The organism is Streptomyces sp. Go-475 (assembly GCF_003330845.1).
Taxonomy (GTDB): Bacteria; Actinomycetota; Actinomycetes; order Streptomycetales; family Streptomycetaceae; genus Streptomyces.
This window is the reverse complement of sequence record NZ_CP026121.1, coordinates 1,778,675-1,798,739: the sequence shown is the minus strand read 5'-3', so window position 1 is coordinate 1,798,739 and position 20,065 is coordinate 1,778,675. Positions and strand designations below refer to the sequence as shown.

Genomic DNA, 20,065 nt, shown 5'->3' with positions numbered 1-20,065 from the left:
CCGTCAGCCCGCCACGGCACGCTCCAGCGCCCGGAGGAAGCCGTCACTCGTCCTCCGGTCCCGCACCGCCAGCCGCAGCCATTCCCCGCCGAGGCCCGGGAACGTGTCACCGCGGCGCACGGCGTAGCCGAGGTCGCGCAGGCGCCGGCGTACGGCGGACGCGTGCGGCAGGCGGACCAGGAGGAAGGGGCCCTCCGCGGGCCCGGCCACCCGCAGTCCGGCCGGCGCGAACCGGGCGAGACCCGCCAGGAGGTGGGCCCGGTCCGCCGCGATGCGGTGGGCGGCGTGCGCCGCCTCGGCCACCGCCCGCGGCCCCATGCACGCCTCGGCCGCCGCCAGCGCCGGCGTCGACACCGGCCACAGCGGCTGGGCCCGCTCCAGTTCCTCGACGGTCTCCGGCGCCGCCAGCACGTAGCCGATCCGCAGCCCGGCCAGTCCCCAGGTCTTGGTCAGGCTGCGCAGCACCACGAGCCCGGGCACGTCGACCCGTCCGGCCAGGGACTCCCGCTCGCCCGGCACGGCGTCCATGAACGCCTCGTCCACCACCAGCACCCGCCCGGGCCGGGCGAGGGAGGCGATCGTGTCCGCCGGGTGCAGCACCGACGTCGGGTTCGTCGGGTTGCCGATCACGACCAGGTCCGCGTCCTCGGGGACGGCCGCCGGGTCGAGCCGGAAGCCGTGCGCTTCCCGCAGCAGCACCCGGTCGACCGTGTGCCCCGCGTCCCGCAGCGCAGCCTCCGGCTCCGTGAACTGGGGATGGACGACGACCGGCCGCCGCACCTTCAGCGCCCGCGCCAGCAGCACGAACGCCTCCGCCGCGCCCGCCGTCAGCAGCACCCGCTCCACCGGAAGCCCGTGCCGGGCCGCCACCGCCGCGCGCGCCGCCCGGCCGTCCGGGTAGGCCGCGAGCCCGCCCAGCGACCCGGCGATGTGCTCCCGCAGCCAGGCCGGCGGTGTGTCCGCGCGGACGTTCACCGCGAGGTCGACGAGGGAGCCGCCGTCGTCGCGGACCTCCGCGTCCCCGTGGTGCCGCAGATCGGGCCCGTCGTCAGTGGGCATGCGAGTGCGCGCCGTGGTGGTGCCCATGACCGTGCCCGTGACCGTGGTGGTGGTCGTCGTCGTCCGGGTGGAAGTGCGGCTGCTGCGGCATCCCCACCTTGTCCTCGAAGCCCGGCAGCGCGATGCGGTACACGCACGAGTCGCAGTTCATCCGCAGATCGCCCTTGAGAGCCTCCTCGTACCGCTCCCACACCAGGTCCAGCAGCTCCGGCTCGGGACCGATGACGTCGGCCGAGCGCACCTCGACCTCCGGGTGCGCGGCCGCCCAGCCCTCGGTCTGCTGCCGCACCCGGTCCGGCAGGATGCCCGTGAACAGGAAGTAGGGCAGGACCACGATCCGCTTCGCGCCCAGCCGCACGCACCGGTCGAGCCCGCTCGGCACGTCCGGCGCCGCCAGCGACACGAACGCCGTCTCGACGCCCGCGTAGCCGCGCCCCTCCCACAGCAGCCGCGCCGCCTTGTGCACCTCGGCGTTGGCGTCCGGGTCCGTCGACCCGCGCCCCACCAGCAGCACCGTCACGTCGGAGCGGTCCCCGGGCGTCCGCCCGGACCCGGCGCCCAGCGCCTCGTCCAGCCGCCGCTCCAGCACGCTCAGCAGCGCCGGGTGCGGGCCCAGCGGACGCCCGTACGTGTACGAGATGCCGGGGTGGCGCTCCTTCTCGCGGGCCAGCGCGGCCGGGATGTCGCCCTTGGCGTGCCCGGCCGACACCAGCATCAGCGGCACCGCGGCGAAGCGCCGCACGCCCTGCCCGACCAGCTCGGTGACGGCCTCGCCGAGCGGCGGCGGGGACAGTTCGATGAAGCCGCCCGCGACGGGCAGTTCGGGGTGGCGGGCCCCCAGTTCCCGTACGAAGTCGCGGAACGCCTCGGCTCCGGCGTCGTCCCGGGTGCCGTGGCCGGCGATGAGCAGGGCGGGCGGGGTGGTCACAGTTTCTCCTCGGCGGAAGTGGGGTGGTACAGCAGGGCGTTGAGCGCGGCGGCGGCGACCGCCGAACCGCCCTTCTCGGACACGTTGCTCACGGCGGGCAGCCCGCTCTCGCGCAGCGCGGCCTTCGATTCGACGGCGCCGACGAACCCGACGGGCAGGCCGATGACGAGCGCCGGGTCGGCGTCCAGGGTCAGCAGTTCCTCCAGCGCGGTGGGGGCGTTGCCGATCACCCACAGGGCGCCCGGGCCGACCTGCTCGTAGGCGAGCCGGATCGCGTGCGCGGACCGGGTCAGCCCGGGCCCGGCCTCGGCGTCCCTCAGACGGCAGACGGTCTCGCGGCGGGTGATGCCGGCCCCGACCATCTCCACGTCCACCACGACGGGCGCCCCGGCGTGCAGCGCCGCGTGCGCCTTCTCCAGGTCGGCCTCGGCCATCACGAGGTCGGTGGCGTAGTCGAGGTCGGCGGCGGAGTGGATGACCCGCTCCACGACCGCCCGGGTCAGCGGCGGGAAGTGGGAGGTGTCCAGCCGGGCGCGCAGCCGGCGGTAGGACTCGACCTCGATGGGATGCACGACGCGGTTCACTCGGCGCCCTCCCGCCCGCTCTGCCAGCGGTAGCCGCGCGGCGTCACCATGCGCCCCGCGATGTCCCGGGTCGCCGTGTTGCCCACGGTCACGACCGTCATCATGTCGACCGTCGCCGGGTCGAGAGCGCCCAGGGTGGTGAGCCGGCTGGACTCGTCCGGCCGCGAGGCGTTGCGGACCACACCGACCGGCGTCTCGGGCTCGCGGTGCTCGGCGAGGATCGCCAGGGCCTTCGGCAGCTGCCAGTCGCGGCCGCGCGAACGCGGGTTGTAGAAGGTGACGACGATGTCCGCCTCGGCCGCCGCCCGCACCCGGCGTTCGATGACCTCCCAGGGCGTGTGCAGGTCGGACAGGCTGATCGACACGTGGTCGTGGCCGAGCGGCGCCCCCAGGATCGCGGCCGCCGCCAGGGCCGCCGTCACCCCGGGCACCCCGACCACGTCGATGTCGTCGGAGGCCTCGGCGAGCGCGGGCGAGGCCATGGCGTACACGCCCGCGTCGCCGCTGCCGATCAGCGCGACGGCCTGCCCCTTGCGGGCCTCCTCGACGGCGGTGCGGGCCCGCTCCTCCTCGGCGCCGAGACCCGACTCCAGCACCCGCGTGCCGGGCCGCAGCAGGTCCCGGATCTGGTCGACGTACTGGTCGAGCCCGACGAGCACGGCGGCGCGCCGCAGTTCGGCCTTCGCCCGCGGCGTCAGCAGGTCCCGGGCGCCCGGCCCGAGCCCGACCACCGCGAGCCGCCCGCGCCCGGGCCGCCGTACGACGGCACACGTCGCCATCGCCGGGGTGCCGTCGGCGCGCTCCGACTTCCGCTTGGGCACGAGCAGTTCGCCGCCGCGCAGCAGCGCCGCCGCCTCCGCGACCGAGGGCGTGCCGACGGCGGCGAGGGGCGCGTCGGACGGGTTGGGCACCTCGACGCCGGACAATTCCCCGGCCGGGTACGTCACCAGCGGCACCCCGAGCCGCCGCGCGGCCTCGACGATGCCGGGCTCCTCGGACTTGGCGTCGACGGTGGCGACCTCGGCGATGCTGCGGGCGGACAGCCCCGCCTCCCGCAGCGCCGACTCGACCAGCTCCAGCACCTCCTCGGCGGGCACGCCCGAGGAGGCGCCCACGCCGACGACGAGGGACGGGGGCCGCAGCAGCACTTCCCGCTCGGCCGCTTCGACCAGCCGGTCCGTCAGCCGGATCGTGTACGCCCCGTCGGCCGCCACCGGCAGCGGCGGCAGCGGCCAGGGCACCTCGGCGCGCAGCGCCACCGGCTCACCGTCGAGCAGGGCCCGCGAGACACCGGCGACATCGCCCTCCACGGGCAGGCCGAGCGTGTCCAGGCCGGGCAGGTCGACGGCGTCCGTCGCGGTGGTCACCACGGGCTCGGCGCCCAGCACCTCACCCACCGCGCGGGCCAGTTCGTTCGCGCCGCCGCCGTGCCCGCCGGCCAGCGACACGGCGAACCGCCCGGCCTCGTCCACACAGACCACGCCCGGGTCGCTCGCCTTGTCGGCCAGCAGCGGGCCGACGATCCGCACGACCGCGCCGGTCGCCAGGAAGCACACGAGCTGCTCGCACTCCGCGAACGCCCGCCGGACGGCGTCCCCCACGGGCCCGTCGTACACGCGGGTGCGGTCCGGCCACGCCGCGGCCAGCCGGTCGCGTGCCGCCGCCCCCGCCGCGGTGGCGGAAATGAGGCCGATCACTGGGCAACTCCCTCACGATCCAGGGGCTCACGGACACCCCACAACAGGAAAACCGGATTGGTCGCCGCCAGCCGGGTCACATCGCCCGGCAGCGGCGCGAGCCGGGACGACTGCGACAGCACCCCGTCGCAGGAGAACCCGGCGCTCGTCAGGGCCTCGCGCGCGGCCGGCACCCGATCGAGCGCGGCCATCGCGACGACCACGGTGCGCCGGGCCCGCCGGGCGCACGCGGCGACGATCGCGGGCAGTTCCCGCCCGCCGCCCCCGACGAACACGGCGTCCGGGTCGTCGGCGAGCTCCTCCAGCGCCTCCGGCGCCGCGCCGTGCACCACGCGTACGTCCACCCCGTGCGCGGCGGCGTTGGCGCGGACGCGCTCCACCCCGTCGGGCGCCTTCTCCACGGCGACGACGGCCGCCCCGAGCCGGGCGCACTCCACGGCCACCGAGCCGGAGCCCGCGCCCACGTCCCACACCAGGTCACCCAGCCGGGGACCCAGCCGGGCCAGGGCCAGCGCCCGCACCTCGAACTTGGTGATCATCGAGTCGCGGTGCGCGAACTCCGCCTCGTCCAGGGCCCAGCCGGCCGGCCGCTCCCCGGGTCCCGCGACCGTGCGCACGGGCCCGAGCGCCCGGGCCGGCTCCAGGCACAGCACCACGTTCACCGCCGTGCCCCAGTCCCGGGCGGCGGCCTCGGCGGGCGTCACCCGCGCCACGCGCTCGTCCGCCGAGCCGAGCCCGGAGGCGACGACCATCACCCGGTCCCAGCCCGCCAGGGCCGCACCCAGCTCGGCCGGACCGGCACCCGGCCCGGTCAGCACGGCCGTCTTGGCCCGCGCCCGGCACACGTTGACGGCCGTGCGCAGCCCACGCCCGTGGGCGCTCACCACCACGGCGTCGTCCCACGGCAGCCCGACCCGCGCGAACGCGGCGGCGACCGACGACACCCCGGGCCGCACGTCCAGCCGCTCCGGCCCGAACCGCTCGGCCAGCACCCGGACGATCCCGAAGAACCCGGGATCCCCGGAGGCCAGCACCACCACCGGCCGGTCCTTCGCGAGGTACTCCCCGATGATGTCGAGCGCAGGCGCGAGCGGCCCGAGCACGACCCGCTCGACGCCGTCCGGCAGCCGGGCGGCGTCCAGATGCCGCCGCCCGCCCACGACCAGCTCGGCACCGGCGAGGACGTCACCGGAAGGCGCCGCCCCCGTCCCCGTGCCGATCACCGTGATCACGTACTCGCCCCCCGCTCGCGCAGCGCCCGGCGGGCCTCGGGGTCGGCCTTGCGGTACCCGTGGAAGTGCCCCGGGTGGTACAGGTGCGAGCGGGTGCCGTGCGCGTCGAGGGCCGGGCCGACCAGGAACAGCGTGTGCTTCCAGAGCTTGTGCTCCTTGACCGTCTCCTCCAGCGTGCCGATCGTGCACTTCACGACCAGCTCCTCCGGCCAGGTCGCCTGGTACGCCACCACGACCGGGGTCGTCGTCGGATACCCGCCCTCCAGCAGCTCCCGCACCAGCTGCCCGCTGCGGGCGGCGGACAGGAAGACCGCCATGGTGGTGCCGTGCTTGGCGAACTCGCGGACCTCCTCACCGGGCGGCATGGGTGTCTTGCCGCCGCCGAGCCGGGTCAGCACCACGGACTGCGCGACCTCCGGGATGGTCAGCTCGCGCCGCGCCAGCGCCGCCACGGCCGAGAAGGACGACACCCCGGGCACGATCTCGGTCGCGATCCCGATCTCGGCACACCGGTCGAGCTGCTCCTGCGTACCGCCCCACAGGGCGGGGTCGCCGGAATGGATACGAGCGACCTTCAGGCCCTCGCGGCGGGCCCGCTCGTACACGGCGACGACGTCCTCCAGGGACATGGCCGCCGAGTCGAGGATCTCCGCGCCCTCACGCGCGTGGTGGAGGACCTCGGCCTGGACCAGGCTGGCCGCCCAGATCACGACGTCGGCCTCGGCGATGGCGCGCGCGGCGCGGAACGTCAGCAGGTCGGCGGCGCCGGGGCCGGCACCGACGAAGGTCACTTTGCCGGCGGGGGCGTCGGCCATGGGTGGGTCCTCTCGTACAGGGATTTGACGGTGATGGGCGGGCGGCAGGGTCAGAGCTTTCCGCCCCGGCCGCCCTCGCGCCGGGCGGGCGCGATGAGCGTCGACAGATAGGGCAGGGGAGCGCCGTCGAGGTCGGCGGCCGGGCGGATCGACTCCTCCGCCAGCCCCAGCGCCGAGCCCCACACCGCGTCCCCGATCCGCCCGGTCTCGCGCAGCGCCTCGGCGACCTCGTGCGCCTGCCGGCCGAACTTGTAGGCGACGACGGTCCCGGGCCCGGCGAGGGCCTCCTTCAGCACGGTCGCCCCCGCGGTGACGGGCACCAGCGTGAGCGGCTCGGTCCCCTCGGTCAGCACGGCACCCGAGCGGGCGGCGAGGTCCTGCATGGCGGTGATCCCGGGCACGGTCTCGACGACGGTCCCCGGCACCAGCTCGGCGATGGTCTGCGCGAGATAGGTGAAGGTCGAGTAGACATTGGGGTCGCCGATGGTCGCGAAGGCCACGGTCGCGTGGGCGCGCAGCAGGTCGGCGACCCGCTCGCCCGCCGCGTCCCAGGCGGCCTCGCGGCGGGCCCGGTCGCTGCGCTCGTTCAGCGCGAACACGACCCGGACGACCTTCTCCTCGGGCACGTAGTGCACCACGGTCGCCTCGGCCCGCCCGCGCTCGCCCGTGTCCATCACGGGCACCACGACCACGTCCGCCGCGCGCAGGGCGTTGACGCCCTTGACGGTCACCAGCTCCGGATCCCCGGGGCCGACCCCGACTCCGACCAGCCTGCTGCTCATGACGTCCGGCACCTCTCCACGAACCGACGGGCCACACCGGGCTCGGACGCCCAGTGCGTGTGCAGATAACTCGCGTGCACACCGCGCTGTACGAAACCTTCGACCCGGGGCCGGGGCGTGCGGACGCCCCAGGCGGGCTCCGCCCCCGACCCGGGCTCCACGACGGTCCGGTGGAACTCGTGCCCGCGCATCCGCGTCCCGGCCGCCGCGAGCACGCTGTCGCCGACGGCCACGGCGTCCCGGTAGCCCAGCGTGAGCCGCTCGCTCATCCGCGCCCCGGCGTCCAGCACCCCGCACATCGGCAGCCCGTCCAGCTCCCGGCACAGGTACAGCAGCCCGGCGCACTCGGCGGCCACGGGAGCGCCGCTGTTCGCCAGCTCGGCGACGGCCTTGCGCAACGGTTCGTTGGCGGACAGCTCGGCGGCGTACACCTCGGGGAAACCGCCCCCGATCACCAACCCGGCGGTCCCTTCGGGCAGTTCCTCGTCCCGCAGCGGGTCGAACGTGACGACCTCCGCTGCGGCGGCGGTGAGCAGTTCGGTGTGTTCGGCGTAGGAGAAGGTGAAGGCGGGGCCACCGGCGACGGCGACGACGGGCGCTTGCCGCTCGTCCGACCGCGCCGGGTGGTGGGCGGGCGAGGCGACGGCCTCAGCCACGTCCCAAGCCGCACACGACAACGCACCCGCACTCCGTGCCAGGCCCGTCAACGCGTCGAGATCGCAACCGGCGGCGACCTGCGCCCCCATCGCCGCCACGGCCTCCACCGCCGCGGCCCGCCGCTCGGCGACCGGCACGAGACCCAGATGCCGCGACGGCGTCTCCACCTGCTCCGCCCGCCGCAACACCCCCAGCACCGGCACCCCGGCCGAATCCAGCGCCTCCCGCAGCAGCTCCTCGTGCCGATCGGACCCGACCTTGTTCAGGATCACGCCCCCGACCCGTACCTCCGGGTCCCAGGACGCGAACCCGTGCACCAGCGCCGCCACGGACCGCGACTGCGACGACGCGTCGACGACCAGCACCACCGGCGCCCGCAGCAGCTTCGCGACCTGCGCGGTGGAGGCCAGCTCCCCTTCCCCGGCCGCCCCGTCGTACAGCCCCATCACGCCCTCGACGACGGCGATGTCACACCCCCGCGCCCCGTGCAGGAACAACGGTCCGACCAGGTCGGGCCCGCACAGGTAGGCGTCCAGGTTCCGCCCCACCCGCCCGGTCGCGAGCGCGTGGTACCCGGGGTCGATGTAGTCCGGTCCGACCTTGTGCGGGGACACGGTGAGCCCCCGCGCGGCGAACGCGGCCATCAACCCCGTGGCGACGGTGGTCTTGCCGCTGCCGGACGACGGCGCGGCGATGACCAGCCGAGGGACGGAAGCACTCACCACTCGATGCCTCTCTGCCCCTTCTGCCCGACGTCCATGGGGTGCTTGACCTTGGACATGTCGGTCACGAGGTCGGCGAGGTCCACGAGCTTCTCCGGGGCGTTGCGCCCGGTGATCACCACGTGCTGCGTCCCGGGCCGGTTCCGCAGGACGTCGACGACCTCGTCGGTGTCGACCCACCCCCAGTGCATCGGGTACGCGAACTCGTCGAGCACGTACAGCCGGTACGTCTCGTTCGCGAGGTCCCGCTTGACCTGCTCCCAGCCCTCCCGGGCCTTCTCCTCGTTGTCCATCTGGGCGTCGCGCTGCACCCAGGACCAGCCCTCGCCCATCTTGTGCCAGGTGACGGTGCCGCCCTCGCCGGAGTCGCCGAGCACCCGCAGCGCCCGCTCCTCGCCGACCTTCCACTTCGCCGACTTGACGAACTGGAACACCCCGATGGGCCACCCCTGGTTCCAGGCCCGCAGCGCGAGCCCGAACGCGGCGGTGGACTTGCCCTTGCCGACGCCCGTGTGCACCACGACCAGCGGCCGGTTGCGGCGCTGCCGGGTCGTCAGTCCGTCGTCCGGCACCACACTCGGCTGTCCCTGCGGCATTACGCGGCCCTCCTCTGTACGTCCTTCACCAGCCCGGCGATGCTGTCCGCCCGCAGCTCGTCCAGGGTCACGGCCGTGCCGCCCAGCTCACCCGCGAGCTGTCCGGCCAGCCCCAGCCGCACGGGCCCCGACTCGCAGTCCACGACGACGGAGGCGACCCCGTCGGCCGCGAACAGCCGAGCCGCACGCCCGGCCAGGGCGACCGGCTCGGGGCCACCGGTGGCCCGCCCGTCGGTCACCAGCACGACCAGCGGCCGCCGCGCGGGATCGCGCAGCCGCTCCACCCGCAGCACGTCGTGCGCGCGCAGCAGCCCCGCCGCGAGCGGCGTCCGCCCGCCCGTCGGCAGCGACTCCAGCCGGGCCGCCGCCGCGTCCACCGACGAGGTCGGCGGCAGCGCGACGTCCGCGCCCGTGCCCCGGAAGGTCACCAGACCCACCTTGTCCCGCCGCTGGTAGGCGTCCAGCAGCAGCGACAGCACGGCGCCCTTCACGGCGCTCATCCGCTGCCGGGCCGCCATCGACCCGGAGGCGTCCACCACGAACAGCACGAGATTGCCCTCGCGCCCCTCGCGGGTGGCCTGCCGCAGGTCGTCCCGGCGCACGACCAGGCCCGGCCCGGACCGTCCGCGCGCCCGCTGGTGCGGGGCCGCGGCCTGCACGGTCGCCGCCAGGTGCAGCTTGGTGAGCGCGCCGCGGGGCCGCCTGGCCCCGGTGGTGCGCCCGTGCTCGGTCCGCGCCCGCGAACGCCGCCCGGCCAGGCCCTCGCCGATCCCGGGCACACTCAGCACCTTCGTGCGGAACGGCTCGGAGGGCCGTACGGCCGACTGCTCGCCACCGCCCGACGGCTGCGGCTGCCCGCCCTCCCCGGCCTCGGGCCGGGCACCGGTGTCACCACCCTCGGGACCCTCGCCGGGGTCGGGCTGCCCGCCGCCCCCGCCGGGCCCGTCCGGCCCGGGGTCCGGATCCGGGTCGTCGTCCTCCGGGCCGCCGAACTCCTCCAGCGTCTCGTCGAGCTTGTCCTCGTCCAGCCCCGGCGCGTCGAACGGATTGCGCCGCCGCCGGTGGGGGAGGGCCAGCAGGGCCGCCTGCCGCACGTCCTCCGCGAGCACGTCGGTCCGCCCCGCCCAGGCCGCCAGCGCGGTCGCGGTCCGGGCCATCACGATGTCGGCGCGCATGCCGTCCACCTCGAAGGCCGCGCAGGTCGCCGCGATCTGCCGCAGCGCCCCGTCGCCCAGCCGCACCGACGGCAGCAGCTCACGCGCCGCCACGATCCGCGCCCGTACTTCCGCCTCCTCCTCGGCCCACCGGGACGCGAACCCGGCCGGATCGTCGTCGTACGCCAGCCGCCTGCGCACCACCTCGACCCGCTGGTCCGGCTCCCGAGAGGCGGCGACCTCGACGGTCAGCCCGAACCGGTCGAGCAACTGCGGCCGCAGCTCGCCCTCTTCGGGGTTCATCGTGCCGACGAGCAGGAACCGCGCGGCGTGCCGTACGGAGACGCCCTCGCGCTCGACGTACGAGGCGCCCATCGCGGCGGCGTCCAGCAGCAGGTCGACCAGGTGGTCGTGGAGGAGGTTGACCTCGTCGACGTAGAGGATCCCGCGGTGCGCGTCGGCGAGCAGGCCGGGCTCGAAGGCCTTCACGCCCTCGGAGAGGGCCCGCTCGATGTCCAGCGCGCCCACCAGCCGGTCCTCGGAGGCGCCGACGGGCAGCTCCACCATGCGGGCGGGCCGCTCGACACCGCCGCCGGTCTCGTGGGGCCCGTCCGGGCACCCCGGGTCGGGGGAGACGGGGTCGCAGGAGAAACGGCAGCCGGGGACGACCGGGACCTGAGGCAGCAGCGCCGACAGCGCCCGCACGGCCGTCGACTTGGCGGTGCCCTTCTCGCCGCGCACCAGCACACCGCCGACCGCCGGTGACACGGCGTTCAGCAGCAGCGCGAGCCGCAGGTCGTCCTGGCCGACGACGGCCGTGAACGGAAAGGGGGTGGTCACTGGTCGTCGCCCTCCAGGTCGCCTTCGAGTTCCAGGTAGGTGGCGCGCAGCCGTTCCAGCGTCTCGGCGTCCGGCTCGGCCCACAGCCCACGCTCCGCGGCCTCCAGCAGCCGCTCGGTGATGCCGCGCAGCGCCCACGGGTTGGACTTCTTCATGAAGTCCCGGTTCTCCGGGTCGAAGACGTACTCGGCGCTGAGCTTCTCGTACATCCAGTCGTCCACGACCCCGGCCGTGGCGTCGTACCCGAACAGGTAGTCCACGGTCGCCGCCATCTCGAAGGCGCCCTTGTAGCCGTGCCGCCGCATGGCCGCCATCCAGCGCGGGTTGACCACCCGGGCCCGGAAGACCCGGTGGGTCTCCTCGCCGAGCGTGCGGGTCTTCACCTGGTCCGGGGTGGCCGAGTCGCCGACGTACGCCTCGGGGCTCGCGCCCGTCAGGTGACGGACCATGGCGACCATGCCGCCGTGGTACTGGAAGTAGTCGTCGGCGTCGACCAGATCGTGCTCGCGGGTGTCGACGTTCTTCGCGGCGACCGCGATCCGCTTGAACGCCGTCTCCATGTCCCCGCGCGCGGCCCGCCCGTCGAGCCCCCGCCCGTAGGCGTAGCCGCCCCACACCGCGTACACCTCGGCGAGGTCCGCGTCGGAGCGCCAGTTGCGGGCGTCGATCAGCGGCAGCAGACCGGCCCCGTACGCCCCCGGCTTGGAGCCGAAGATACGGGCGGTGGCGCGGCGGCGGTCGCCGTGCTCGGCGGTGTCCTCGTCGGCGTGCGCCCGGACGTAGTTGGACTCGGCCGGCTCGTCCAGCTCGGCCACCGCCCGCACGGCGTCGTCGATCAGCCCCACCACGTGCGGGAACGCGTCCCGGAAGAACCCGGAGATGCGGACCGTGACGTCGATGCGCGGCCGGCCCAGCTCCGCGAGCGGGATCACCTCGAACCCGGTCACCCGGCGCGAGGCGTCGTCCCACACCGGTCGGCAGCCCAGCAGCGCCAGGATCTCGGCGATGTCGTCGCCCTGGGTGCGCATGGCGGAGGTGCCCCACACCGTCAGGCCGACCGACTTGGGGTACTCGCCGGTGTCCGTCAGGTACCGCTGCACCAGCGAGTCCGCGAGCGACTGCCCGACCTCCCAGCTGAGCCGGGACGGGATCGCCTTGGGGTCGACGGAGTAGAAGTTGCGGCCCGTCGGCAGGACGTTGACCAGACCGCGGGTGGGTGAGCCGGAGGGACCGGCCGGGACGTAACCGCCGTCCAGGGCGCGCAGGATGTGCCCGATCTCGTCGGTGGTGCGCGCCAGCCGGGGCACGACCTCGTTGCAGGCGAACTCCAGCACGGCGACGGCCTCGGGCAGTTCGGCGCCGAGGACCTCCCGCACCAGCGGCGCGCTCTCGGCGACCGCCCAGCCGCGCTCCTCCATGCCTTCGGCGATCCGCCGGCACAGCTGCTCCAGCAGGTCGATCGCGTCGGCGGCGCTGCGGGCGGGGCCGCCGACCAGGTCCGTCAGCTCGGCCGGCACCTTCACCGGGGCGCCCGGCTCGGCCAGCAGCTCCTTCTCCACCAGCCCGAAGTGCTCCGCCAGCGCGGCCCGCAGGCCCGGCAGCGCGTTGGCCTGCCCGCCCCACACCTGCGAGGCGCGCAGCACGGCCAGCACCAGGTTGACGCGCGGTTCGCCGACCGGCCCGCCGCCCAGGATGTGCAGGCCGTCGCGGATCTGCACGTCCTTGATCTCGCACAGGTAGCCGTCGATGTGCATGACGAACTCGTCGAACTCCTCGTCGTCCGGCTGTTCGTCGACGTGCAGGTCGTGGTGGAGTTCGGCCGCCTTCACCAGCGTCCAGATCTGCGCCCGCACGGCCGGGGCCTTGCCCGGGTCCAGGTCGGAGACGAGCGCGTACTCGTCGAGGAGCTGCTCCAGCTTGGCCAGGTCGCCGTAGGTGTCGGCGCGGGCCATCGGCGGCACGAGGTGGTCGACGACGGTGGCGTGGCCGCGGCGCTTGGCCTGGGTGCCCTCGCCCGGGTCGTTGACGATGAACGGGTAGATCAGTGGCAGGTCGCCGAGGACGGCGTCCGGGGCGCAGCCGCCGCTCAGCCCGAGGCCCTTGCCCGGCAGCCACTCCATGGTGCCGTGCTTGCCCATGTGGACGATGGCGTCGGCGCCGAAGCTGTTCTCCAGCCACCGGTAGGCGGCCATGTAGTGGTGCGAGGGCGGCATGTCCGGGTCGTGGTAGATCGCGATCGGGTTCTCGCCGAAGCCGCGCGGCGGCTGGATCATCACCACAACGTTCCCGAACCGCAGGGACGCCAGCACGATGTCGTCCCCGTCGACGTACAACGAGCCCGGCGGCTCGCCCCACGCCTCGGTCATGGCGTCCCTCAGCTCGGGGTCGAGCTTGTCGAACCAGGCCCGGTAGTCCGCCAGCGGCACCCGCGCGGGCGCCGAGGCGAGCTGCTCCTCCGTCAGCCACTCCACGTCGTGCCCGCCGGCCTCGATCAGCTGGTGGATCAGCTCGTCGCCGTTGTCCGGGTACCCCTCGACGGCGTACCCGGCGTCCCGCAGCGCGTCCAGCACCCGCACCGCCGAGGCCGGCGTGTCCAGCCCGACCGCGTTGCCGACCCGCGAGTGCTTGGTCGGGTACGCGGTGAAGACCAGCGCGAGCCTCTTCTCCGCGTTCTCCTTGTGCTTGAGCCGGGCGTGCCGTACGGCGATCCCGGCGACCCGGGCGGCACGCTCCGGGTCGGCCACGTACACGGGCACGTCGTCCGGGCCCTGCTCCTTGAAGGAGAACGGCACGGTGATCAGCCGCCCGTCGAACTCCGGGATCGCCACCTGCATCGCGGCGTCCATGGGGGAGAGGGCGGCGTCCGACTCCTCCCAGGCCTGCCGCGAGGACGTCAGGCACAGCCCCTGCAGCACCGGGACATTCATCTCGGCCAGGGCACCGATGTCCCAGGCCTCCTCGTCGCCGCCCGCCGAGGCCTGCGAGGCGTGCGTGCCGCCGGCGGCCAGGACGGTGGCGACCAGGGAGTCCGCCCGGCCCAGGATCTCGTACAGCCCCTCGTCCGCGCCGCGCAGCGAACCGCAGTACACGGGCAGCGCGTTGGCGCCGTGGGCCTCGATCGCGTCGCACAGGGTGTCCACGAAGGCGGTGTTGCCGCTCAGCTCGTGGGCCCGGTAGAAGAGCACGCCGACGGTCGGACGGCCCTCGAGGTACGTCCGCTCGCCGTGGACGCCGTACTCGGGCATCTTGCGCGGCGCGGCGAAGCCCTCACCGGTGAGCAGCACCGTGTCGGACAGGAACCGGGCCAGTTCGGTGAGGTTCTCCGGCCCGCCCTCCACGAGGTACTTCAGCGCCTCCGCGACGACACCGGCCGGCACGGACGACTCGGCCATCAGCTCCGCGTCCGGCACGGCCTCACCGCCCAGCAGCACGGTGGGGATCCCGGAGGCCTTCAGCGCGGCCAGTCCGTCCTCCCAGGCCCGCTTGCCGCCGAGCAGCCGCACGACGGCGAGGTCGGCGCCGTCCAGCAGAGCCGGCAGCTCCTCGCGCACGTCCACGCGGGTCGGATTGCCGATCCGGTACGAGGCACCGGTGGCGGCCCGGGCCGCCAGCAGGTCCGTGTCGGCGGTCGACAACAACAAGACAGTGCTCATGCGGGTGCTCCCGGTGGGATGAAGGGCAGTTCTCGCGGCGCGCCGGACTCGATGAGCCGCCACAGCGCGCCGGTGTCCGCGTGCTGTTCGATGAGGTCGCCGAGCCGGTCGAGCTGCTCCTCGCGCAGCGCGGCGAACGAGGTGTCCGGAGCCGGCACGAAACGGCGGCCCGCGGCGGCCGCCACCTCGCGCAGGAACGCCCGCCGGAAGCCGTCCGACTCCAGTGAGCCGTGCCAGTGGGTGCCCCAGGTCTGGCCGACCCGGCAGCCGTCCAGGAAGGGTTCGCCGCCGGTGACGTCGGCGACCCCGTGGTGGATCTCGTAGCCCTCGACGCGCTCCCCGAGGGCCTCGCCCTCCGGCCGGGTGAGGGTCTTCTCGCGGGCGAACCGCACCCGCACGGGCAGGACCCCCAGCCCGTCGACGTGGCCCCGGCGGCTCTCGACGTCGTCCTCGATGTGCTCGCCGAGGAGCTGGAAGCCGCCGCAGACACCGAGCACGGGCCGCTGCTCGGCGGCCCTGCGCACCAGGGCGTCGGCGAGTCCCCGCTCGCGCAGCCAGTCCAGCGCGCGGACCGTGCCGCGGGTGCCGGGCACGACGACGAGGTCGGCGTCGGCCAGCTCCTCCGGCCGGTCCACGAACCGCACCACGACGCCCGGTTCGGCGGCCAGGGCGTCCACGTCGGTGAAGTTGGACATCAGCGGCACGGCGCACACGGCGACGCGCAGCACGTCCTCGCCGAGCGGCGGCGCGACCACGGACTCCCGCACGGCTCCCCGCAGGGACACGCGCAGCCCGTCCTCCTCGTCGATGCCGAGCCCGTGCCGGAAGGGCAGCACGCCGTAGGTCCTGCGCCCGGTGAGGTCGTGGAGCATGTCCAGGCCCGGCTCCAGCAGGGAGACGTCCCCGCGGAACTTGTTGACGAGGAACCCGGCGACGCACTCCTGGTCCTCGCGGGACAGCAGCGCCACCGTCCCGAAGAACGAGGCGAAGACACCGCCCCGGTCGATGTCGCCCACGACGAGCACCGGGAGCCCGGCGTTGCGGGCGATGCCCATGTTGACGATGTCGGTCCGCCGCAGGTTGATCTCGGCGGGCGAACCGGCCCCCTCACAGATCACCGCGTCATACGTGCCCCGCAACTGCTCCAGACAGTCCAGCACCGTCCCGAGCAGCTTCTGCTGCCGCCCGCCGTGGTAGCCGCGCGCGCTCATCTCCCCGACCGGCTTGCCGAGCAGCACGACCTGACTGCTCTGCTCGCCCCCGGGCTTGAGCAGCACGGGATTCATCAGCGCGGTCGGCTCGATCCGGCAGGCCTGCGCCTGCATGGCCTGCGCCCGCCCGATCTCGGCGCCCTCGCGTGTCACGAACGAGTTCAGGGACATGTTCTGCGCCTTGAAGGGCGCGACCTTGACGCCCTGCCGCACCAGCCACCGGCAGATCCCGGCGGTCACGACGCTCTTGCCCGCGTCGGAGGTGGTACCGGCGACGAGAAGACCACCACTCATGACGTACGCCCCTTCGTGATGCGGCGCGCGGCGACACAGACGCCGAGCGCGAGCCAACCCACGCGTTGGGACAGCCGCACAGCCCGTTCGATGTCCCGGGTGCCGACGCGGCGCCCCGCCCCGTTGAGCACGGGCCGATGCTCGACCCGCCCGCCGTACGACAAGGTCCCGCCCAGCCGCACCCCCAGCGCCCCCGCGAACGAGGCCTCCACGGGCCCGGCGTTGGGGCTCGGATGCTGCGCCGCGTCCGCCCGCCAGGCGCGCACGGCCCCGCGCGGATCCGGCCCGGCCAGCGCCGCGAGCACGGCGGTCAGCCGCGCCCCCGGCCACCCCGCGAGGTCGTCCAGCCGCGCGGAGGCCCACCCGAAGCGCCGGTAACGGGCCGACTTGTGCCCGACCATGGCGTCGAGGGTGTTGACGGCCCGGAACCCGAGCAGCCCCGGCACTCCGCCGACGGCTCCCCACACCAGCGCCCCCACGACCGCGTCGGAGGTGTTCTCGGCTACGGACTCGACCACGGCCCGGGCGATGCCGTCGGCGTCGAGGGACTGAGGGTCCCGCCCGCACAGATGCGGCAGCCGAGCCCGGGCCGCCTCGACATCCCCCGCCTCCAGGGCCCGTCCGATGATCCGAGCCTCGCGCGCGAGCGAAGTCCCCCCGACGACGGCCCAGGTGGCGGCACCGGTGAGCGCGACGGAGGCGACGGCGCAGGAGCGCACCGCACGCTGGGCGACGGTCCCCAGCGCGACAGCGCCTCCCGCGCACACGAAGGTGTGCAACGCGCCCCACCCGCGGTGGTCCCGCCACAACACCCGTTCCACGGCAGCCGCGGCCCGCCCGAACGCGGCGACCGGATGCCCCCGGCGGGGATCGCCGAGCAGCAGGTCACCGATCAGGCCGGCGGCGGCACCGTACGCGAAGACGCGACCGGCACCCATGGGCTCAGCCGGCCAACAGGGCAGGCAGGGGTGGTGTGCTGAACCTCGATCGGCAGCCGCGCATGGCGATATGTGTCCTCACTCAGGGTGTCCGCGCCCTGGTTCGACGTGACCGGCGGTGAGAGTTCCTGGCTCCCGGGGGATGGCTACCCCGGTGACAGTGGCGGGACCGCGCCGGACTCGCACCGGCTTCCTCTCCTGCCGCCGTACTGGCCCCGGAAGTCCACCACGGCCGCGAACCGCCGTCAACTTGCCCTTGACCTGCGCGGGGAGAGTGTGGAGAACCCCACACCGGCCTCTGTCGGCACACGACGACCGGGCGGCACGGGACCGGTGTCCCGTGCCGCCCGGCGGACACGATGTGCGGTCGGGCCGTCAGGCCACGATCAGATAGATGCCGTACCCGACGGCCGCCGCGCACGCCGCGAAGCACGCGTACGCGCCCGTGACGGCGAGGCCCGCGGACCCGCCCTGGGCGACCGCGCGCTCGCGGCGCGACAGGCCGGTGATGCCGAGGGTGAACAGGCCCACGAGGGCCACGGTGACGACGAGGCTCACGCCGAAGACGGAACCGAGGGCCGCCCAGTCGATCTTCATCTCTGCTTCCTTCTCGCTGCCGGTGGGCGGGTCAGACCGTCGTGGTCGTGGAGGGGGTGCGCTCACTGGTGGCCTGGGCCGGTATCGGCGGCACGTCGGCGGCGGTACCGCCCGCGGGGGGCGGCGTCACCGCGGCCATCGCCGTGGTCACCACACCGGCCGGCTCGGTGTCGTCGGTGTCGTTGACGTTGGTGTGGTCGACGACCTCACGCCGGGAGACCTTCCAGATGGCCGCCGACGAGGCGACGAGGAAGACGGCCACCACGGCGGTGCCCCAGTCGCCGAAGCCGGTCACGTACTCGGCGAGCGCGCCCACCAGGGCCGCTGCCGGCAGGGTCAGACCCCAGGCGACGAACATGCGCGTCGCCGTCGACCAGCGGACCACGCCGCCCTTGCGGCCGAGACCGGCGCCCATCACGGAGCCGGACACCGAGTGCGTGGTGGACAGGGAGAAGCCGAGGTGGGACGAGGCCAGGATGACCGTCGCCGCGCTGGTCTGGGCGGCGAAGCCCTGCTGCGGCTGGAGGTCGGTCAGGCCCTTGCCCATGGTGCGGATGATGCGCCAGCCGCCCAGGTAGGTGCCGAGCGCGATCGCGATGCCCGCGGAGAGGATGACCCACATCGGCGGGTCGGAGTCGGGCGCGACGGCGCCGCCGGCGACCAGGGCCAGGGTGATGACACCCATCGTCTTCTGCGCGTCGTTGGTGCCGTGCGCCAGGGAGACCAGGCCCGCGGAGGCGATCTGGCCGGCCCGGTAGCCCTTCTCGGAGGCCTTGCCGTCGGCCTTCCTGCCCAGGGAGTACGTCAGCCGCGTGGCGAGCATCGCCGCGATGCCCGCGACCAGCGGGGCGGCGATCGCCGGGATCAGCACCTTCGTCACCAGCACGTCGCCGTGCACCGCGCCGACGCCCGCCGAGGCGATCGTGGCGCCGATCAGGCCGCCCATCAGGGCGTGCGAGGAACTGGACGGCAGACCGACCAGCCAGGTCAGCAGGTTCCAGAGGATCGCGCCGACCAGGGCGGCGAAGATGACCTCGGGACGGATACCGGCCTCGTCGACGAGGCCTTTGGAGATCGTGTTGGCGACTTCGACGGACAGGAAGGCGCCGACCAGGTTGAGGACAGCGGACATGGCCACGGCGACCTTGGGCTTCATGGCGCCCGTGGAAATGGTCGTGGCCATCGCGTTCGCGGTGTCGTGGAAACCGTTCGTGAAATCGAACGCGAGTGCGGTTACCACCACAATCGCGAGGATCAGCGAGAAGCTTTCCATTTACCCAGGCAATCGTTCGAGGTCGTTGGCCAGATGAACGTAGGTAACCTGAGTGAACGGAAGATGAACTGGGAGGGGCGCAGGGGTGTCCGCAACGGAAGGTGGGCGTTCCACCCCGCTGAGCAGGCCTTGCGCCCCAACCGTCAGGCGCCCCTTGCGAACCGCTTCAGTCGATCGAGTGACCCGTTGAAGAGATTCTGGTCACCCGGCAGGGCGCCGCTGCCGTTGTCGTACTGCCAGAAGGTCCACGACGACCACCCCGCCGGCAGCGTCCCCGCACTCGCCGCGTCGTAGCGGGCGATCCACAGCGGGTGGTCGGCGGCGAAGGCGGAGCTGTCGCCCGTGCACGTCTTCCACCAGTGGGTGGTCGTGTAGATCACCGGGCGGCGGCCGGTGAGCCGCTTGACCTCGTCGCTGAACGACCTGATCCAGCCGACCATCTGCGCCTTGCTCAGGCCGTAGCACCTTCGCTTCTTGTCGTACGGGTTGTATTCGATGTCGAGCGCGGGAGGCAGCGTCCAGCCGTCCGCGCTCCAGCTGCCGCCGTTGCCCACGAAGTGCGCCGCCTGCGCCGCGCCCGACGACCGGTTCGGCAGCGCGAAGTGGTACGCGCCGCGGACGAGGCCCGCGGTGCGCGAGCCGTTGTACTGCTGACCGAAGTACGGGTTGCGGTAGGTGGTGGACTCGGTCGCCTTGACGTAGACGAACCGCGCGCCCTTCTTCTTCGCGCTCTGCCAGTCGACGTTCTTCTGGTGGGACGAGACGTCGTGTCCCTTCGGGCGGCTCGCCGCCGAGGCCGGCGCCTCGGCCAGCGCCGTCCCTCCCAGGGCGAGCGCCGCCGCGTACAGCGCGAGCCATCGGCCGCGACGTCGGGTCGGTGTGCGGTCACGGGCCATGTTTCCCCCCGGAATGGCGACGTGTAGGCAAATCCCCCAGAGCGTACTGGAAGATCGTTGAATGCCCGAATATCTCCGGCCAAGAAAGATCGCGAGGGCTTTGTGCCGGTCTGCGCCCTTACGGATGGTCGGCTTCC

The 20,065-nt window shown here is 74.1% G+C and carries 16 protein-coding genes and 1 riboswitch; all 16 genes read right to left on the bottom strand.

The features are described 5' to 3' along the window. Positions 1–3: 3 nt before the first annotated feature. The 16 genes from cobC to C1703_RS08145 all read right to left on the bottom strand — a co-directional run bounded on the left by cobC (position 4) and on the right by C1703_RS08145 (position 19,928). Positions 4–1,059, bottom strand: coding sequence for an Rv2231c family pyridoxal phosphate-dependent protein CobC (gene cobC / locus C1703_RS08220; RefSeq protein WP_232840428.1), 1,056 nt, complete (start codon positions 1,057–1,059; stop codon positions 4–6). After that, on the bottom strand, positions 1,049–1,987 hold the full coding sequence (locus C1703_RS08215; RefSeq protein WP_114251273.1) for a sirohydrochlorin chelatase: 939 nt from the start codon (positions 1,985–1,987) through the stop codon (positions 1,049–1,051). Before C1703_RS08215 ends, cobC begins: the two co-directional genes overlap by 11 nt. Beyond that, complete coding sequence (locus C1703_RS08210; protein WP_037756942.1) at positions 1,984–2,571, bottom strand: precorrin-8X methylmutase; 588 nt, start codon at positions 2,569–2,571, stop codon at positions 1,984–1,986. The genes C1703_RS08215 and C1703_RS08210 overlap by 4 nt, the downstream gene beginning before the upstream one ends. Continuing rightward, a complete protein-coding gene (gene cobJ, locus C1703_RS08205; protein WP_114251272.1) occupies positions 2,568–4,268 on the bottom strand; it encodes a precorrin-3B C(17)-methyltransferase in 1,701 nt (566 codons plus the stop codon). Before cobJ ends, C1703_RS08210 begins: the two co-directional genes overlap by 4 nt. Further along, positions 4,265–5,500: a precorrin-6y C5,15-methyltransferase (decarboxylating) subunit CbiE gene (gene cbiE, locus C1703_RS08200; RefSeq protein WP_114251271.1), complete on the bottom strand. Its 1,236-nt coding sequence runs from the start codon at positions 5,498–5,500 to the stop codon at positions 4,265–4,267. Before cbiE ends, cobJ begins: the two co-directional genes overlap by 4 nt. After that, positions 5,497–6,315, bottom strand: a complete 819-nt coding sequence (cobM, locus tag C1703_RS08195; protein ID WP_114251270.1) for a precorrin-4 C(11)-methyltransferase — start codon at positions 6,313–6,315, stop codon at positions 5,497–5,499. Before cobM ends, cbiE begins: the two co-directional genes overlap by 4 nt. A gap of 50 nt (positions 6,316–6,365) precedes the next feature. Then, positions 6,366–7,097, bottom strand: a complete 732-nt coding sequence (gene cobI, locus C1703_RS08190; protein ID WP_114257337.1) for a precorrin-2 C(20)-methyltransferase — start codon at positions 7,095–7,097, stop codon at positions 6,366–6,368. After that, positions 7,094–8,476, bottom strand: a complete 1,383-nt coding sequence (locus C1703_RS08185) for a cobyrinate a,c-diamide synthase (RefSeq protein ID WP_114257336.1) — start codon at positions 8,474–8,476, stop codon at positions 7,094–7,096. The genes cobI and C1703_RS08185 overlap by 4 nt, the downstream gene beginning before the upstream one ends. Further along, positions 8,473–9,072: a cob(I)yrinic acid a,c-diamide adenosyltransferase gene (gene cobO / locus C1703_RS08180; RefSeq protein WP_114251269.1), complete on the bottom strand. Its 600-nt coding sequence runs from the start codon at positions 9,070–9,072 to the stop codon at positions 8,473–8,475. The genes C1703_RS08185 and cobO overlap by 4 nt, the downstream gene beginning before the upstream one ends. Then, positions 9,072–11,066 (bottom strand): putative cobaltochelatase, encoded by a 1,995-nt coding sequence (locus C1703_RS08175; RefSeq protein ID WP_114251268.1) that lies wholly within the window; start codon positions 11,064–11,066, stop codon positions 9,072–9,074. Before C1703_RS08175 ends, cobO begins: the two co-directional genes overlap by 1 nt. Continuing rightward, a complete protein-coding gene (gene cobN / locus C1703_RS08170; RefSeq protein WP_114251267.1) occupies positions 11,063–14,719 on the bottom strand; it encodes a cobaltochelatase subunit CobN in 3,657 nt (1,218 codons plus the stop codon). Before cobN ends, C1703_RS08175 begins: the two co-directional genes overlap by 4 nt. Further along, positions 14,716–16,224, bottom strand: a complete 1,509-nt coding sequence (locus C1703_RS08165) for a cobyric acid synthase (RefSeq protein WP_114251266.1) — start codon at positions 16,222–16,224, stop codon at positions 14,716–14,718. The genes cobN and C1703_RS08165 overlap by 4 nt, the downstream gene beginning before the upstream one ends. After that, positions 16,221–17,162, bottom strand: coding sequence for a cobalamin biosynthesis protein (locus C1703_RS08160; RefSeq protein ID WP_114251265.1), 942 nt, complete (start codon positions 17,160–17,162; stop codon positions 16,221–16,223). The genes C1703_RS08165 and C1703_RS08160 overlap by 4 nt, the downstream gene beginning before the upstream one ends. 122 nt (positions 17,163–17,284) lie before the next feature. Further along, a riboswitch (cobalamin riboswitch) is annotated at positions 17,285–17,359 on the bottom strand. A 178-nt stretch (positions 17,360–17,537) separates the two neighbouring features. Next, a complete protein-coding gene (locus tag C1703_RS08155) occupies positions 17,538–17,759 on the bottom strand; it encodes a hypothetical protein (protein WP_059422310.1) in 222 nt (73 codons plus the stop codon). 31 nt (positions 17,760–17,790) lie between these two features. Beyond that, positions 17,791–19,032 (bottom strand): inorganic phosphate transporter, encoded by a 1,242-nt coding sequence (locus C1703_RS08150; RefSeq protein ID WP_114251264.1) that lies wholly within the window; start codon positions 19,030–19,032, stop codon positions 17,791–17,793. Between the two features lie 143 nt (positions 19,033–19,175). Then, a complete protein-coding gene (locus tag C1703_RS08145; RefSeq protein WP_114251263.1) occupies positions 19,176–19,928 on the bottom strand; it encodes a lysozyme in 753 nt (250 codons plus the stop codon). Positions 19,929–20,065 lie beyond the last annotated feature (137 nt).